This window comes from Bacteroides zoogleoformans, assembly GCF_002998435.1.
Classification (GTDB): domain Bacteria; phylum Bacteroidota; class Bacteroidia; order Bacteroidales; family Bacteroidaceae; genus Bacteroides; species Bacteroides zoogleoformans.
In genome coordinates this window covers 1588757-1605664 of the sequence record NZ_CP027231.1, presented here as the reverse complement: position 1 = coordinate 1605664, position 16908 = coordinate 1588757, and the positions used below count along the sequence as shown (strand labels likewise).

Sequence of the window (16908 nt, the reverse complement as noted above, 5' to 3'; positions counted from 1 at the left end):
GCAAATATAGTTTTTTTTTCACAAATCTTACTTCATGCCGCGATTTTTTAACATCGGGTCTAATTGAGGTTCAGCACCTCTGAAGTTCTTGTAGAGCACCATGGGGTCTTCACTGTCTCCTTTTTCCAGTATGTTTTGGCGGAAGAGGTCGGCGGTCTGTTTGTCAAAGATGCCGTGTTCTTTGAATGCTTCGAAAGCATCGTTGTCCAAGACATTTGCCCAGAGATAACTGTAGTAGCCTGCGGCATAACCTCCGATGATGTGGTTGAAGTAGGTGGTGCGATAGCGCGGAGCGATTTCGGGTATCAGGCCGAGTTTTTCCATTGCTTCTTTCTCATAAGCCACTACGTCAATTCCCTCGGTGCTTGTCAGGTTGTGCAGGTTCATGTCGAGAATGGCTGCTGCCAATAGTTCGGTTGTCATGAAGCCTTGGTTGAAGGTCTGCTGGTTGAGAATTTTTTCAATCAGGGTGTCGGGAATTTCTTCGCCGGTCCGGTAGTGTTTGGCGTATATTTTCAACACTTCGGGTTCGGTGGCCCAGTGCTCGTTGACTTGGGAAGGAAGTTCCACAAAGTCGCGTACCACATTGGTGCCGGAGGTTCCTTTGTATTGGCATTGGGTCAGCAGTCCGTGCAAGGCATGGCCGAATTCGTGGAACAAGGTTTCCACTTCGTCGATGGTAAGCAGGGAGGGAGTATCGCCCACGGGTTTGGTGAAGCTGCACACATTGCATATCAGCGGGCGTACGTCTCCCCGTTGTTCGCGATAGTTGCTCATCCAGGCTCCGCCTCTCTTTCCCGGGCGCGGGAAGTAGTCCACATAGAAGATGCCCAGTTGTGAGCCGTCCCGGGCTTTTACCTCGAATACTTCGACATCGGGATGGTAAACCGGGACATTGTTGATTTTGGTCAGCGTGATGCCATACAGCTTGTTGGCGGCATAGAAAGCACCGTTGCGCACGTTTTCGAGTTTGAAGTAAGGTTTGATTTCAGACTCTTCCAGGCTGTATTTTTCCTTGCGCAGTTTTTCGGTGTAGTACCACCAGTCCCATGCTTCCAGTTTCTCGCCTTTGCCCTCTTTGTCCATCAACTTTTGCAGTTCGGATGCTTCGGCTTTTGCTTTGGGCAATGCGTAGCCCCACAGCTTGTTCAGGAAATCCATTACTGTGGTGGCGTTCTTGGCCATTTTATTTTCCAGAACAAAGTTGGAATAGCAGTCGAAGCCCAGCAGCTGTGCTTTTTCAAGTCGCAGGCTTATAATCTCGGTGATGATTTTCTTATTGTCATTCTTGTCATTGTTGTTGCCGCGGTTGATGTAAGCTTTGTAAATCTGCTCGCGCAACGGGCGGTTGGCTGCGTATTGCAGGAAAGGCAGGCGGCTGGAGTTGTGCAGGGTAAACAGCCATTTGCCTTCTTGTCCGGCAGCCTTTGCTTCTTCGGCGGCACTTTGGCAGAACCATTCGGGCAGGCCGGCCAGGTCTTCTTCTTTCTCGACAAACAATTTAAAGTCGTTGTTTTCGTTCAGAATATTGTTGCTGAAAGTGATGCCGAGCGTAGAAAGCTGTTTGTTGATTTCGCGCAGACGATTCTGCTTGTCGGCCGGGAGGTTGGCTCCGGAGCGGACAAATCCTTTGTATGTCTTTTCCAACAGTCTCTCTTGTTCGCGCGACAGACCGAGTGACTCTTTCTGCCGGTAAACGGCATCTATTTTCTTGAAAAGTTCCTGATTGAGCGAAATGTTGTCCTCATGCTCGGCCAGCATCGGAGCCAGCTTGATGGAGAGGGCTGTCAGTTCGTCCGTTGTCTCGGCTTCCGTCAGGTTGTGGAATACACCGCCGACACGGTCCAGTATTGGCGAACTATTGTCGAGGGCGGCAATGACATTCTCGAAAGACGGAGCCTCCGTATTGTCAATGATAGCTTGGATGTTGTCATTCTGCTCCTCCATTCCTTTTTGAAAGGCGGGTTCATAATGTTCCAACTTGATTTTATCGAAAGGCGGTACGCCATTGGGCGTTTGAAACTCGGAAAAGAACGGATTGTTGTCCGTCTTAGTGGCACAGGAGTACATCATACAACTTGCTGCTAAAATTAGAATACTTTTTTTCAACATGGTTTTCTTGGTATTAAATTGTTGTTACTCTTTGTTTACTCTTTTTTGGCGATATAGCACCATATCGGATAATGGTCGGAGGCTTTTATGGAATGGTCTACGGTGCAATTATAGGCTTTCAGATTCTTGCTTGTCAGGATATTGTCTATCCGGAAATAGAATTTATTCTGGTTATAAGATATGCCCAACCCGCGCCCCGACCGGATGAAGGCATCATCCAACTCCTGACTGATGACGCGATGGGTGTAAGAGATGGGGGTGTCATTGAAATCGCCGCAGACAATGATGCACGAATGCGGTGAGGCGGCTATTTCCTTTGCAATGGTGTCGGCTTGTGGAGCGCGGATGGCCGATGCTTCTGCCAGTTTGCGTATCAATAGGCGTATTCCATGTTTCACCTTCTCCTTTTCGGGAGCTTTGAGCATGTCTTCATAGGCAACCTTATCGGCTTGGGTCAGTTTGTTCGACTCCAAGTGATTGTTGATAAGTGTGATGGTGTCTTTGCCAATCTTCACTTCGTACAACACCGAGCCATTGTATCCGCTGGCATAATCCAATACCCGTGATGAGAGAATGGGGTATTTGGAATAGCAGGCTGTTTTATTGGTAAATCCTTTTCCGCTGCCTATCGGATGAATGGCTTGGTATGGATATGCTTTGAGTGCCTGCTCCACATCCTTTTGTGAGAGGTGGTGAGGCGATTCTACCGTGGCGTACTCTTGCAGGCAAAGTATATCGGCATTGCTCTCTTTCAGATAAGTCAGTATCGGATTCTTACCGTCTTGCTTGGTGGCGCGGTCGAATCCCATGATGTTGTAAGACAGAAGCTTTATGCTTCCTTCGGGCAGCCGGTCTGTATGGAGATTGATGGGCAGGTAAGCGCGTATTTGTGAATAGCACAACAGAAAACCAAGCAGAGGCAGCAATGCGGATTTATAATGTCGTATGAGCAGCCAGAATGCAAGGAAGCTTCCGTTTATCGCCACGAAGACGGGGAACATCAGCCCCAGACACGATTCTGCCGGATGTGCAATCGGCTGAATGTGCGGACTGTAGGCGGTAAGGAGCAACAAGCCTGTGAATAAGGCATTAGCCGCCAGAATCAGAAGGACTACGAGGTTTCCTAAGTGCTTCACGTCTTTTCCCTTTGCTTTAAAAAAACTTAGCGCTTGCTGGCATCGAACAGATTTTTCTTTTCCTCTGTCGTCAGACTTTCATATCCCGACTTTTTCAGCTTGTCGAGGATGCGGTCCAGTTCATCGGATTGAGCTTTCTTTCGGGCGTTATAATTGTAATCTTTTTCTCTGTCGGTGCCGTAATGTACTTTCATTTTCGGCTTTCGGGGTTTAAAGCTGAATAACGAAGATAGCATGTCCAATGATTTGTTTATCCATAGCACGATGTCTGTTCCTTTGCCGAGGGCCACTGCAAACCATAAACCGGCTAATGCGCCTCCTACGTGTGCGATGTGTCCGCCGGCATTGCCGGAAGTGATGAACAGCAAGTCGGTACCTATGACAATTAGTGCCAGATATTTCAGCCGGACAGTACCGAAAAGGAACAACCGTACGGGATAATCGGGTTCGCGGTATGCCGTGGCGGTCACAACAGCCAGTACGGAAGCGGAGGCTCCGAGCATGAAACTGCCGTTTATCATAGGTGCGAAGTACGGGAAAATGTTATAGGCGGCCATGTACAACAAGCCTCCGCCGATTCCTCCAAGCACATATACTCCGCGTAGGTGTTTGGCAGAGAAGAGCCTCTGAAACAGTGCACCGAACCAATAGAGCCATAGCATGTTGAAAAGAATATGCGGCAATCCGGCATGCATGAACATATACGTCAGCAGCGACCAGGGTTGCAGGGCAAATCGATGAAACGATGCCGGCAGTTCCAGCCACTCGAACATCCCTGCCACGCTGCGGTTGAAAAGCCGGAGCACTATCTCCGTCAATGTGGCGAGAACAAACACGCCCGCATTGATGTATATCAACCGGATATAAATCGTTCCTCTGCGAAAGTTATCCTTCAGTTCAGTTATAATAGTAGCCATTTCCTTTGTCCTTTTTTCTCCAATACATAATCAGGATAAAACCGAATATCATGCCGCCTAAATGTGCGAAGTGAGCAACATTGTCTCCTGCATTATTCGCAAGTCCCGCATATAGCTCAATCAGTGCGTAACCGATGACAAAATATTTTGCCTTGATGGGGAAGGGGAGGGGAAAGATGAACATCTGCTGGTTGGGGAATAGCATGCCGAATGCCAGCAGGATGGCATATACCGCTCCCGAAGCGCCTACGGTCGTAAGCATGTTGAGGTATTCTTTCATCGGAATGACAGACATCCCCGTGTTTACGCTGTCGTAGGCAGAAAGCACTGTCTCATAATGAATGTATTGCACCAGCTCCTGAATGATTCCGGCTCCTATGCCGCAAGCCAGATAATAGAACAAGAAGCGCTTCGGCCCCCATACCTGCTCTAAAATCCGCCCGAACATCCATACGGCGAACATGTTGAAGAATACGTGCGAGAAACCGGCATGCATGAACATGTAGGTTATCAGCTGCGCGGCATTGAAGTCTTCGGCAAGAAAAAAGTGCAGGCCCAGGTATTGGGCAAGATCCACACCGTAACTTTGGACTACGATGATGCCTAAGAACATCAATACATTGATTATTAATAGGTTTTTGGTGACAGTAGGTATTGTATTCATAATTCCTCATTCTAATATTTTCGGCAAGGTGAAAAAGGTGCCATTTGTCTGCATTTTCTTGCAAAAATACGAATAAATTCTGTTTTATAGCAGAAAAACTCTATTCTAAATCTTCTTTTTCGTCATTTCCCTATATTTTTTTAATATTTTTGTTTGATATTCAGAAATATTGCTCTATTTTTGTGGAGCTTTGTAAAAGAAAAAGGAACGATTTTTTTTAATAACATAATTAATTAATTTGAAGTATTATGAATAAAGCGGAACTTATCAGCGCTATCGCAACAGAGTCTGGCTTGTCAAAAGTAGACTCTAAAAAAGCATTGGATGCGTTTGTTGCATCAGTAACTAAGGCAATGAAAGCCGGTGATAAAGTATCATTGGTTGGTTTTGGAACTTTTTCTGTGGCAGAAAGAGCTGAACGTAGAGGCATTAATCCTTCTACGAAGCAAGCTATCAACATTCCCGCAAAGAAAGTTGTAAAATTCAAAGCGGGTACAGAGTTGACTGCTGAATAAGCGAGAAACATCATAAGGTATGACAGAAAAAGGGCGTGTCCGCAAGGCGGTGCGCCCTTTTTTATTCGCAAAATTTTATTCTGCTTTTGTTTTGCATTATCTTTGTCCCTCCGAAAATACATTAACATCATGGATATAGAACAGAAACTGGTAACGTCCGTCATTGGCGGACTGAAATCGCTGTACGGGCAGGAAGTGCCTGCCGCGCAAGTGCAGTTGCAGAAAACCAAGAAAGAGTTTGAAGGGCACCTTACGCTGGTGGTCTTTCCTTTCCTCCGTATTTCAAAAAAGGGGCCGGAGCAAACGGCGCAGGAAATTGGCGGGTACTTGCAGGCAAACGAGCCTATGGTGGCATCGTTCAATGTCATCAAAGGTTTCTTGAACCTGACCGTCGCCTCTTCTGCGTGGATTGAACTGCTTAATGGCATTCAGGCGGACGAACAGTATGGCATTCTATCTGTCACCGATGCGTCCCCGCTTGTGATGATTGAATATTCCTCTCCCAACACGAATAAACCTCTCCATCTGGGACATGTCCGCAACAACCTGCTGGGTAATGCTTTGGCCAACATCATGGCTGCAAACGGAAACAAGGTGGTGAAGACAAATATCGTCAACGACCGTGGCATCCATATCTGTAAATCAATGCTGGCATGGCAGAAGTACGGCAACGGCGAAACTCCCGAATCGTCCGGCAAGAAGGGCGACCACCTGATTGGTGATTACTACGTGGCCTTTGATAAGCATTACAAGGCCGAGGTAAAAGAACTGACGGCCAAATACCAAGCCGGAGGATTGAGCGAAGAAGAAGCCAAGGCGAAGGCCGAAGCCGAATCGCCTTTGATGAAAGAAGCACGGGAGATGTTGGTCAAATGGGAAGCCAATGACCCTGACGTTCGTGCCTTGTGGAAGAAGATGAACGATTGGGTATATGCCGGCTTTGATGAGACATACCGCATGATGGGGGTTACCTTCGACAAGATATACTATGAGTCCGATACCTATCTTGAAGGAAAGGAAAAAGTGCTTGAGGGTTTGGAGAAAGGCTTTTTCTACAGAAAAGAAGACGGGTCTGTATGGGCGGATCTTACCGGCGAAGGCTTGGACCACAAACTGCTCCTTCGTTCCGACGGAACTTCCGTATATATGACGCAGGATATAGGTACTGCCAAACTGCGTTTTGCCGATTACCCCATCGACAAGATGATTTATGTGGTAGGCAACGAACAGAACTATCACTTTCAGGTTCTTTCCATTCTGCTCGATAAGCTGGGCTTTGAATGGGGCAAGGGATTGGTACATTTTTCCTATGGAATGGTGGAACTTCCCGAGGGCAAGATGAAGAGCCGCGAAGGTACGGTGGTGGATGCCGACGACCTGATGGCCGAGATGATAGCCACAGCCAAGGAAACTTCCGGCGAGTTGGGCAAGCTGGATGGCTTGACGCAGGAAGAGGCAGACAACATTGCCCGCATTGTCGGATTGGGAGCCTTGAAGTATTTCATTCTGAAAGTAGATGCCCGCAAGAATATGACGTTCAACCCGAAAGAGTCGATTGACTTCAACGGTAATACCGGCCCATTTATACAATATACGTACGCGCGCATCCGGTCCGTGCTCCGTAAGGCTAAAGAGGCAAACCTCGTGATACCTTCCCGATTGTCTGCAGGCGTTGAGCTGAGCGAAAAAGAAGAAGGGCTGATACAGATGCTGGCCGATTTTGCCGCGGTGGTGAAGCAGGCAGGCGAAGATTACAGCCCTTCCGTTATTGCCAACTATATCTATGACCTTGTGAAAGAATACAACCAGTTCTATCACGACTTCAGCATTCTGCATGAAAAGGACGAAGCGGTGAAGGTGTTCCGCCTTGTCCTCTCCGCCAATGTGGCCAAAGTGGTGCGTCTGGGCATGGGGCTGCTCGGCATCGAGGTTCCGGATAGAATGTAAGAATGAAAAAGATAGGTGACGCTGAATGCGCACGACTTAAATGAAGAAGTCTGCGTGTTCAGCGTCATTTGCGTTTAAAAAAATCTTCTTGTTGAGGTCGGGATGATGATATCGGCTATTTCTTTTTAGTCGTTTTAACAGCTTTTGCTGTGCTTTTCACTGCCTTAGCCGTTCTTCTGGGCCTGTTTGCTTTCTCGCTTTGCAGCCTTACAAGTTCCAGGCAGGCGTGCAGGTTCAAGTCTTGCGGAACAATGTCCTTAGGTATTTTGTAGTTGCTGCCTTTATAAGCAATGTAAGGGCCGTATCGACCGTTCAGTATTTCAAGTTCCGGCTCCTCCTCAAATTTCTTGATATGCCTTTGGGCTTCTTCTTCCTGCTTCTTTTTCAGCTGTCCGGCGGCTTCTTCCAGCGTGACGGTCATCGGATCCATAGTCTTGGGCAGTGAGGTGTACGTGCCGTTGTACTGAATGTACGGGCCGAAACGTCCAGCTCCGATCACCACCTCCTTGCCTTCGTATTCGCCCAATGCGCGTGGAAGTTTGAATAGATCCAACGCTTCTTCCAAAGTGACGGTTTCGAGAGACATCTCTTTTTTCAGTTGGGCGAAGCGGGGCTTTTCATTGTCTTCCGCAGTGCCTATCTGCACTACCGGGCCAAAACGGCCTATCTTTACCGACACCTGTCTGCCGCTGGCAGGGTCGCTGCCGAGAATGCGTTCGCCGGCCTTATGTGCGCTCTTGGCGGCAAGTGTTTTTTCAACGGAGGGGTGGAAGTCTTTGTAGAATGTCTTCAGGATGGCGGTCCACTGTTTGTTACCTTCTGCTATCTCGTCGAACTGTTTTTCTACATTGGCGGTGAAGTTGTAGTCGAGAATGTTTGGGAAGTACTCTATTAAAAAGTCGTTCACCACGATGCCGGTATCGGTAGGCATCAGCTTCGATTTTTCCGCCCCGGTGATTTCGGTATGTCCCGTATCTGCTATCTCATTGTCTTTCAGCGTAAGCACATTGTATGCACGTTCCTCGCCCGCTTTTTCTCCTTTCACCACATATTCGCGTTGCTGAATGGTGGAAATGGTGGGAGCATAGGTAGACGGACGTCCGATGCCCAACTCCTCCAACTTATGTACGAGGCTTGCCTCGGTGTAGCGGGCGGGATGCTGTGTGAAACGCTCGGTAGCGGTGATATGATCGAATTGCAGTTGCTGCGCTTTCTTCAAGGGGGGCAGCAAGCGGGCTTCATCCTCTTGAGGTTCTGCATCGTCGTCATACGATTCTCTGTACACACGGAGGAAACCGTCAAATGTAATCACCTCTCCCACAGCCGTGAAGGTGTCCGATGCGTTGCTGATGCCGATGTTCACGGTGGTTTTCTCCACTTCGGCATCGGTCATTTGCGAAGCGATGGTGCGCTTCCATATCAAGTCGTACAGTTTCTTTTCCTGGGGGCTACCCTCTATCCGGGTGTTCTCCATATAAGTGGGGCGGATGGCCTCGTGCGCCTCTTGTGCTCCTTTGGTCTTGGTGGCAAAGTGCCGGGGATGTACATAGCGTTCGCCCATCAGGTTGGCGATGGTTTCCTTGCAGTCGTTCACGGCCAGTTCGGAGAGGTTCACCGAGTCGGTACGCATGTAGGTGATAAGTCCCGATTCATAAAGGCGTTGCGCCACCATCATGGTCTGTGCCACGGTGAAGCCCAGTTTGCGGGCGGCTTCTTGTTGCAGGGTGGAGGTGGTGAATGGGGCGGCGGGTGTCTTCTTCAGCGGGCGGGTGGTGATGTCGTTGATGGCGAAAGTGGCCGACTTGCAGCTTTCCAGGAACTTCAGGGCCTCTTCTTTTGTATTGATGCGACGAGCCAGTTCGGCTTTCATTTCCACGGTTTTTCCGTTGTCGTCGGGCACGAGGAAGATGGCGGTCACCCGATAGGCGGCTTCGACCCGGAAAGCTTGTATTTCGCGTTCGCGTTCCACGATGAGGCGGACGGCAACGGATTGCACGCGGCCGGCGGAAAGAGCTGGTTTCACTTTTCGCCATAATATCGGCGAGAGTTCAAAACCTACGATGCGATCCAAGATACGTCGTGCCTGCTGGGCATCTACCAAGTTGATATCGATGTCGCGGGGATTCTCTATGGCTTTCAGGATAGCATCTTGGGTGATTTCATGAAAGACGATGCGCTTAGTATGTTCCGGGTTGAGTTTCAGAACCTCATACAAATGCCAAGCGATGGCTTCTCCTTCGCGGTCCTCATCGGAAGCCAGCCAGACGGTTTCGGCTTGTTCGGCTTCTTCCTTCAGTTGGGCTACGATTTTCTTTTTGTCTGAGGGAATCTCATAGTGCGGCTCGAAGTTCTTTTCAATATTGATGCTGAATGCTTTTTTCTTCAAATCGCGTATATGGCCGTAGCTGGAAAGTACTTTAAAATCTTTCCCCAAGAACTTTTCGATGGTCTTAGCTTTTGCCGGAGACTCGACAATTACAAGGTTTTTCTGCATAATTTTCTCTTTTTGGTGGCTCCCGTCACTGAATTCGGGCGCAAAAGTAGGAAAAAAATTAGAAATGAAAGCTTACTCCACCTACAAAGTTGACGCCTTGGGCAGGATACATCCAATAATATTGATAATTCTTGTTCAATAGATTATTGGCACGCGCATATACAGCGATACCTTTGAAGAGTTCGTAGCTGCCGTTCAAATAGAGGTTGCCGATGGCTGCTACTTTGGGGTCTTCCACCTTTTCGCGCGAAGCGTGCTGATAGCCGAGCCCCACGAGTACGGACGATACGGGGCGTACATCGATGCGGAAGTTGGCCTCGAAAGCCGGTTTGAAAGCGAGCACCCTTGCTTGGGTCACTTCTTCTCCATCCGCTCTCCAGTTGCGATACACACCCGATGCGGTGAGGTGGATGAGGTCTTTGTAGCTGTAGTTTACTTCTGCTCCCGCATAGATATTCTTCGTATCGGTTTGCACCGTACGCAGCAAGAGGGTCATGGAGTCGTCGAATTCGGGGAAGAACATGAGGTCATCCTTCAAGCTTTGGTAGCCGCCGTAGAGGTGCAGCCAGACTCCGGGAGCCGGACTTGCCTTGAAGCCGAGGGCGGCATTCAGCTGTTCGTAGGTAGCGTCGGTCTGTTCCGTTATCAGTCCGTACGGATGGAGGGTCTCCAGACGGCGGAAGTCGTTCTGCAGCTTACCGCCTTTGGCCTGTGCGTAGAGGGTATAATTGTCGGAAAAGGTATATTGGGCTGCCACGTCGGGCGAGAAGCGCACCTTCTTGCCAAACCCGAATGCCAAGTCGGTATGTGCGCCGATGCGCACTTTCCAGTCTTCGCCCAGAAGCTGATAATAGGGATTGAAGTTCAGGGCGTGATGGGTCTGAAACTGGTAGTTGTTATAGAACGTGTTGTCCATGTGGAATGCCACGCCCACGAGTTGGCTTTCAGAGAGGTTACCGATGGTTTCTGCCAGCGTGCGCACTGTGGTCTCGTTGATGCCGTTGCCGATGAAGTCTTGCTGACGCTCGTAGAACATCAGGTTGGTCTCGGCCCGGAAGCGGAGTGTCAGGTCGTCGGCGGTAGACTTCACGCCGAAGTGTACGTCGCCCGAAGTGAATTTCTGCTTGTTCCTTGCAGAGAAGGGCAGGAAGTTGAAATTGCTCAACCCGAATCTTCCGGCAATGTCCATATCCACTTTGCTGAAGGCATGGGTGTAGCCCACCGAGGCGTTGGTGTGGTAGTAGTAAGAACCCCACTTCTCTTCGATTTCGGGTTGCTTCAGGTTGCCGTTCATGCCATCCATCTTGAACATCAGGTTGAGGCGGTCTTTGTCGGACAAGGTGAACAGATAGTTGGCATGTACATCAAGATTGCCATAGTTGCCATGTCCCAGACGCACATAGCCGGGGTGAGCCTCTGCTTGCGTTTCTTTGCCGCCATATACCGGCATGATGCTTGCTGGGATGTTTCCGGCGGGAGCGAGGGAAGCGTCATATTCCACTTCTTTTTTACTGGCGGCAGGCTGCTCCACTTGGGGCAACACATTTATTTTCGAGGCATCCATGATGTCCGGATTATACTCCTGTTCCACAATGACCGTCCGGTTCACGGTCGTGTCTTTGGCCTGCGTTTGTGCCACGGCTGCTGAAGAGGCGGCTGTCAGTACCATTCCGGCGAGGATATATCTTAACTTTCTCATAATTTCTCTTTTACGCCAATGCGTGGCTTCTTTTATTTCAGTTTTTCCAGTCTCTCGTTAATCATTTTCTCAATGTCGTCATCGGCGCCATAGTTCTGCTGCAAGCTCAACAGATATTGGCGGGCATCTATCTTCTTGTTCATGGCCACATACACATCCGAGAGCAAAATGAAGCTGCGTGCCAACCAATAAGCATGAGGAGTGCTTTGGTCGATGAAGTCGAGTATCTCCTTCTCGGCAGCGGCATACTCATGCCCTGCATAGAGTTGCTGCGCCACCAGATATTTGGCTTCCGCACCATAAAGGGTACGGGTGTCTTTGGCCAGCAACCGGAGGTTGTCCATGGCTTTCTTGTCGGCCTTCTGATTCAGATAGGCTTTGGCTTGGTGGTACAGTGCTTCGTTGCGCAGTTCCGGAGTGAGATTGGCCTCGGCCAGCAGAGCTGTGGCGGCATGAATCACTTCGGCATCGTTGCCGGTCAGTGCTCCGCAGCGCAGTATGCCGATGGTACCCAGTCGGCGGTGTTCGGCGGTGGAGGCTTTGGCCTGCAGTTTCTTGTAGTCGGCAAGTGCCTCGGCATATTGCCGGCGGTTGAAGAGGATTTCGCCGTGCATCAGTAAAGCTTCTTCGGAGTAGGGATTATCCGGATATTCCAGCAACTTCCCGGCATGTTCCAGCACAGCCTCCCCGTCCTTTTGTTCTTTTCCCGTCAGGCAGAGGTAGTAATGTGCGTTCAGGCTGAAGGCGCCGTTGGGGTAGCTTTGCAGGTAGCGAAGAAAGCTGCTTTTGGCTGCGGAAACTTCGCCCCTCATATATGTCTTCTCCGCGGCGATGTAAGTCAGCGAGTCCTGTTCGCTCGGTTCGAAGCGCACCGCCCCGGGCATCTGTGCGGCAAGGGCTGCAAACTCTTCCACGCGGTCGGTGTCCACATAGATTGACTTCAAATCGCGCATGGCAAGGCGGGCCTCTTCACTTCCCGGATAGCGGGTGACTACGTGTTTATAGGCTTCGATGGCACGAGCGTAGTCATCGCTTTGATAATAAAGCAAGCCGATTTCCGCGGCAGCTTTGCGGCTGACTGGACTCTCGGGGTATTTGTCCAACAGTTCGCCGAAAGCCGCAATGGCCTGTCGGTTGTTGTTGCTCTGCACATAGGAACGTCCTTTCTCGTAGAGGGCATTGATGGCATAAGGAGAATCGGGATATTTGCTTGCCAAACGTTCCAGAAGGACTATCTTGCCGGCATAGTCTTTTTGCAGACCGGTCACCAATGCCATCTGATAGTAAGAATAATCTCCTGCGGGAGTGCCCAGACTCTCGGTCTTTGTATAGCATTGCTTGGCTTCGTCGAAGCGGCGCACGTGCATGCAGCAGTCGCCGATGCGGTTGTAGGCATCGGCCAGCACGAGGGGATGCTCCCCTTTATCCAACCGGACAAAGTTACGGAAGTTGTTTTCTGCCGTTGCATACTCTTTACGGTGGAAGGCGATGTAGGCAAGGTTGTAGTAGGCAAGTGCGAACATCTGCGTATCCCTCTGTCGGGTGAGTGATAGATATTCGTTGAAGTTGCGCGAGGCTTCACGCATCCGGTTCAGGCGGTAATAAGCCTCACCGAGCCAGTAGGCCGCATCGGCTTTGGTCTGGAGATTGTATTGCCCTAGAGCCACACTGCGGTCGAAGTAGCCGATGGCCTGTTCGAACTGCGTATTGGCAAAAGACTGTGTGCCGAGCTGGAACAGAATCTTCTGCTTGGCTTCCAGAATGGCTCTGCCCGGTTGGGCAATGCGCTCTATGGAGCGGAGGGCCGCATCGTAGCTGCGCGTGTTCATATATACCTCCACCAGATAGCCGCTGATTTTGTCAGCATAGGCCGAAGAGGGGAATTCGTTCAGGAACTTCTCGAAAACGGTCACCGATTCGCCGAAAGCGGAATAGGATGTCTCGTGGATGCACAAGGCATGATTGTAGGCTGCCTGTTCTTTTATTTTACGGTCGGCGTTGCCGGCGGCTGCCTGCTCGAAAGCCATGCGCGCATTGGACTTGTCGGCCAGTTGCAGATAGGCCAACCCCATGTGCAGCCAGGCATTTTGTGCGAGGGCGTCTTGTTCGGTGGTTACCCGGCTGAGGACGTCAGCCACCTGCGAATACACGCCGCATTGGTAGCGAGACATTCCCAGCATGTAAAGAGCGTCCCTTCGGGGTGTAGCTTCGCTGTTATGTTCTAAATAGGCAGCAAGAGATTTCATGGCTTCGTGATACTTGCCGGAGTGATATTCGGCTGTTCCCAGCACACGGTTCATCTCGGCCGTATGGGCGTATGACAGTCCGTCGGAGTGAGCGGCCAAAGCATTCTTGGCCACCGCTTCGGCTTGGTCGTACTGCTTCTTTATCAGATAGATTTCGGCGATGTAGTAGGGGATGAGACTTCTGTATTTCTCGTTTTGCTGCAAAGTCAGAAAGCCGTTGAGTGCTTCGTCATGTCTGCCTTGAGTATATCGGATGTAGGAGATATGATAGGCGCAGTCGGCGGCATATCGCCGGCTTGTGCTGCGCAGGGTCTCGAACCATACGGCCGCTTCTTTGACGTTGCCTGTCTTCAGGTAAGAGGTAGCCAAACGGTAGGTCATGTCGTCTCGTTCCTCAGGTGCCAGCAGGTCGAGGCGGGTGGAGTTGAACATGGCAAGTGCTTCGTCGTATTTCTCTTCAAAGAAGCAAGTCGAAGCGATGAGCGCATAGATGCGGTTGGCATGGGGCGTGTCGGGATAATCATCCAGAAAAGCCCTCAATAGTTCCATACTCTTAGGGTTTCTTAGTTCGTAGGCGGTGCATACCAGCATATATTCCGCTTCCTGCCGTTGTCCCGTGTCGGGCAGCGGTTGTCCGTCTGCCTGCATTTGGCGTACATACATCTGTAGCGGAGAGACGGCAGCGGCGTAGGCTTTTTGCCGGAACAAGGTTTTACCTTCCTGATAGAGTCTTTGGGGAGATGTGTTTTTCTCGCCGGTCTGTGCTGTCGCGAGTAAAGGTGCACAGCAAAGTGCGGTGCAGAGTATTCGAGATATTCTATTTTTCATCCTTTGTTTTCGAATAGGTATTCTACAAACATACAGGTTTTAAACCATATTTGTTTTATCCGTTTGTTTTTTTTAGGATATTTGAAAGAGATTCTCCGGTGAAGATAATGAAGACCGGTTAAGGAGGCATGGCCCACCCGTACATCCTCCGCATTTTCTCCGCATCAGCTCCGTATATCCTCCGTATATCCTCCGTATCAACTCCGTATCACCTCCGCATACACGCTGTGCCTCCCCGGTTTCTGCTCCGTCTATATAGATACGGAGAAAATACGGCTTTGACACGGCTTTGATACGGATTTGCAGTGGGGATGCATCAGTCTGAGGCATATTCGTCGATGAACTTCTTCACTCCTTTTCGGATGGAATGTAGTCCGAACTCTTCCGGCCGTATGTCTTTCAATGGGAGGAAGAAAAGTTCTGCGGCATCGTCCATCGCCTTGAAATGTTGTGTGTCGGTCACTTTACACAGAAAAAACATATCCAGCGTGTGTACGGAAAAACCGGAATAAACGTAGATGTTGGGTAGTGAGAAGAGGTATTGTGCATCTGTCACCGTCATGCCTGTCTCTTCCTTTACTTCGCGGGCGACACCTTCTTCACCCGTTTCTGCCATGTCGATAAAACCGCCGGGCAGGTCCAGCGTGCCTTTGGCCGGCTCTTTGGCGCGACGGCATACAAGAAGCTCGTTCTGTTCGTTCAGAATGAACGCCACTGTGGCGGCCGAAGAGTTGAAGTAGTAGACAAAACCGCAGTCGGCACATCGTTTTGACTTGCCGTTGTGAATCTCGAACCGGGCGGAACCGCACTTCGGACAATACCGGAATTGAGAAAGGGGATGTTCCATTATGTTCTGTTCTTTATCTGATAGAAAGTGAAATAAGTAATTACTTCTTTTCGCAAAGATATGGCTAATTTTTCTATCTAAAGAAAATTCGGATAAACTCTATGGGCTATTCACAATAAAACGAAACGTTTTCTATTGTTAGGACCATTCTTTCATTGCATTTTATTTGCCAAGAATCCATTCATATTTGTAACATAGCATATCAAATAACTATTGTATTAGTATAATTTTGAGGAAAAAGATATGGCAAACCGCAGGGATAAAAAAGACTTCTTCTTTTTTATTTTTTGCAGTTCATTTTGCTGTACGGATGGATTTTTCTGACTATTTTTGGCATGAAGTTTTTAAAATATGGAAAATTTTGCCGCAATTGATTTTGAAACGGCTAACGAACAGCGTTGCAGCGTGTGCAGCGTAGGAGTGGTGGTTGTGCGGGATGGGGAATTGACGGACAGCTATTATAGTCTCATTCGTCCCGAACCGGAATATTATACTTATTGGAACACGCGTGTGCATGGGCTGACGCAGGCTGATACGGCGCATGCACCGCTCTTTCCGTCGGTCTGGCAAGAGATAGCTCCGCGCATTGAGGGATTACCGTTGGTGGCGCACAACAAAGCCTTTGATGAAAGTTGCCTGAAGGCTGTTTTCCGGGTATATTGCATGGATTATCCCGATTATGACTTTCATTGTACATTGCAAGCGGCACGCCGTGTCATCAGGGGACTGCCGAATTATCAGCTGCACACGGTGGCGGCCTGCTGCGGTTATCGATTGGAACAGCATCATCATGCCCTGTCCGATGCCGAGGCTTGCGCATGGATTGCGATGCAGATTTTCAAGTGAGTTTTTGATGAAGCGAAATACTCACCGCATGGAACGGTCATTTAAGAATAAAATGATGGAAGCAACCAACAATGAACTAAGGTCATTATTTAAAAAAAATGGGCTATGGACTCGAATAATCAAATCATCATATACCAGTCTGAAGACGGGCAGACACAGGTGGATGTCCGTATGGAGAACGAGACAGTGTGGCTGACTCAGGCTCAGATGGTGGAGCTTTTTCAAACAACCAAACAGAATGTAAGTCTGCATGTCGGTAATGTTTTTAGGGAGGGCGAACTGGAGCAAAAGTCAACTGTCAAGGAATACTTGACTGTTCAAAAAGAAGGAGAAAGAAAAGTCTCGCGTAAGGTAAAATAACGTGAGTTCGATGAATTATAAGTATCTGTAAATTTGGTGATATATCCATATTTAACCGATTCGTATTCCGTTGGTTATATTATAGCTCGTAAACTTTTCCCATAAGTCTCTTTAGGCGACAAGTATTTTGTCGTCCGGGCTAATAAAGTTTTTTACTTTCCTCTTCAGCCTGAAAGGACTACGCCGGTGTCCAATCCCTCTATGGATGCAATAATTTTGTAAACGCGCTCATGTGGAGACACAAAATTATATAGAAAACTCGATTTTTCTATATAATTTTGTAGATAGAAAATAATT

Annotated in this window: 12 protein-coding genes; 4 read left to right on the top strand and 8 right to left on the bottom strand. The window is 49.1% G+C overall.

The genetic code is table 11. The features are described 5' to 3' along the window. Nucleotides 1-27: 27 nt before the first annotated feature. The 4 genes from C4H11_RS06835 to C4H11_RS06820 are packed head-to-tail and all read right to left on the bottom strand — an operon-like array spanning nucleotide 28 to nucleotide 4829. On the bottom strand, nucleotides 28-2112 hold the full coding sequence (locus C4H11_RS06835; RefSeq protein ID WP_106040992.1) for a M3 family metallopeptidase: 2085 nt from the start codon (nucleotides 2110-2112) through the stop codon (nucleotides 28-30). Nucleotides 2113-2147: 35 nt separating this feature from the next. Then, nucleotides 2148-3248, bottom strand: a complete 1101-nt coding sequence (locus C4H11_RS06830; protein ID WP_106040991.1) for an endonuclease/exonuclease/phosphatase family protein — start codon at nucleotides 3246-3248, stop codon at nucleotides 2148-2150. 26 nt (nucleotides 3249-3274) lie between these two features. Further along, nucleotides 3275-4165 (bottom strand): rhomboid family intramembrane serine protease, encoded by an 891-nt coding sequence (locus C4H11_RS06825; RefSeq protein WP_106040990.1) that lies wholly within the window; start codon nucleotides 4163-4165, stop codon nucleotides 3275-3277. After that, the gene (locus tag C4H11_RS06820) at nucleotides 4146-4829 is read right to left on the bottom strand and encodes a rhomboid family intramembrane serine protease (RefSeq protein WP_164996515.1); all 684 of its coding nucleotides are present in this window, start codon (nucleotides 4827-4829) and stop codon (nucleotides 4146-4148) included. Before C4H11_RS06820 ends, C4H11_RS06825 begins: the two co-directional genes overlap by 20 nt. 248 nt (nucleotides 4830-5077) lie before the next feature. Between C4H11_RS06820 and C4H11_RS06815 the strand changes: the two genes are divergently transcribed. Both C4H11_RS06815 and argS read left to right on the top strand, forming a co-directional pair. Then, nucleotides 5078-5344, top strand: coding sequence for an HU family DNA-binding protein (locus C4H11_RS06815; protein WP_106040989.1), 267 nt, complete (start codon nucleotides 5078-5080; stop codon nucleotides 5342-5344). A 129-nt stretch (nucleotides 5345-5473) separates the two neighbouring features. After that, nucleotides 5474-7291, top strand: coding sequence for an arginine--tRNA ligase (argS, locus tag C4H11_RS06810; RefSeq protein WP_106040988.1), 1818 nt, complete (start codon nucleotides 5474-5476; stop codon nucleotides 7289-7291). Nucleotides 7292-7406: 115 nt separating this feature from the next. Here argS and topA read toward each other — a convergent pair whose 3' ends face one another. The 4 genes from topA to C4H11_RS06790 all read right to left on the bottom strand — a co-directional run bounded on the left by topA (nucleotide 7407) and on the right by C4H11_RS06790 (nucleotide 15405). Then, on the bottom strand, nucleotides 7407-9785 hold the full coding sequence (gene topA / locus C4H11_RS06805; RefSeq protein WP_106040987.1) for a type I DNA topoisomerase: 2379 nt from the start codon (nucleotides 9783-9785) through the stop codon (nucleotides 7407-7409). Between the two features lie 58 nt (nucleotides 9786-9843). Then, nucleotides 9844-11484 carry a TonB-dependent receptor gene (locus tag C4H11_RS06800; RefSeq protein ID WP_106040986.1) on the bottom strand — a complete coding sequence of 547 codons (1641 nt, stop codon included), beginning with the start codon at nucleotides 11482-11484 and terminating at the stop codon, nucleotides 9844-9846. A gap of 32 nt (nucleotides 11485-11516) precedes the next feature. Further along, nucleotides 11517-14558 carry a tetratricopeptide repeat protein gene (locus C4H11_RS06795; protein WP_106040985.1) on the bottom strand — a complete coding sequence of 1014 codons (3042 nt, stop codon included), beginning with the start codon at nucleotides 14556-14558 and terminating at the stop codon, nucleotides 11517-11519. A gap of 316 nt (nucleotides 14559-14874) precedes the next feature. Next, nucleotides 14875-15405, bottom strand: a complete 531-nt coding sequence (locus C4H11_RS06790) for an NUDIX domain-containing protein (RefSeq protein WP_106040984.1) — start codon at nucleotides 15403-15405, stop codon at nucleotides 14875-14877. A gap of 351 nt (nucleotides 15406-15756) precedes the next feature. Here C4H11_RS06790 and C4H11_RS06785 point away from each other — a divergent pair, with 351 nt between their 5' ends. Beyond that, nucleotides 15757-16251 carry a 3'-5' exonuclease gene (locus C4H11_RS06785; RefSeq protein WP_106040983.1) on the top strand — a complete coding sequence of 165 codons (495 nt, stop codon included), beginning with the start codon at nucleotides 15757-15759 and terminating at the stop codon, nucleotides 16249-16251. Between the two features lie 105 nt (nucleotides 16252-16356). Next, nucleotides 16357-16611: a hypothetical protein gene (locus C4H11_RS06780; RefSeq protein WP_205729986.1), complete on the top strand. Its 255-nt coding sequence runs from the start codon at nucleotides 16357-16359 to the stop codon at nucleotides 16609-16611. Nucleotides 16612-16908 lie beyond the last annotated feature (297 nt).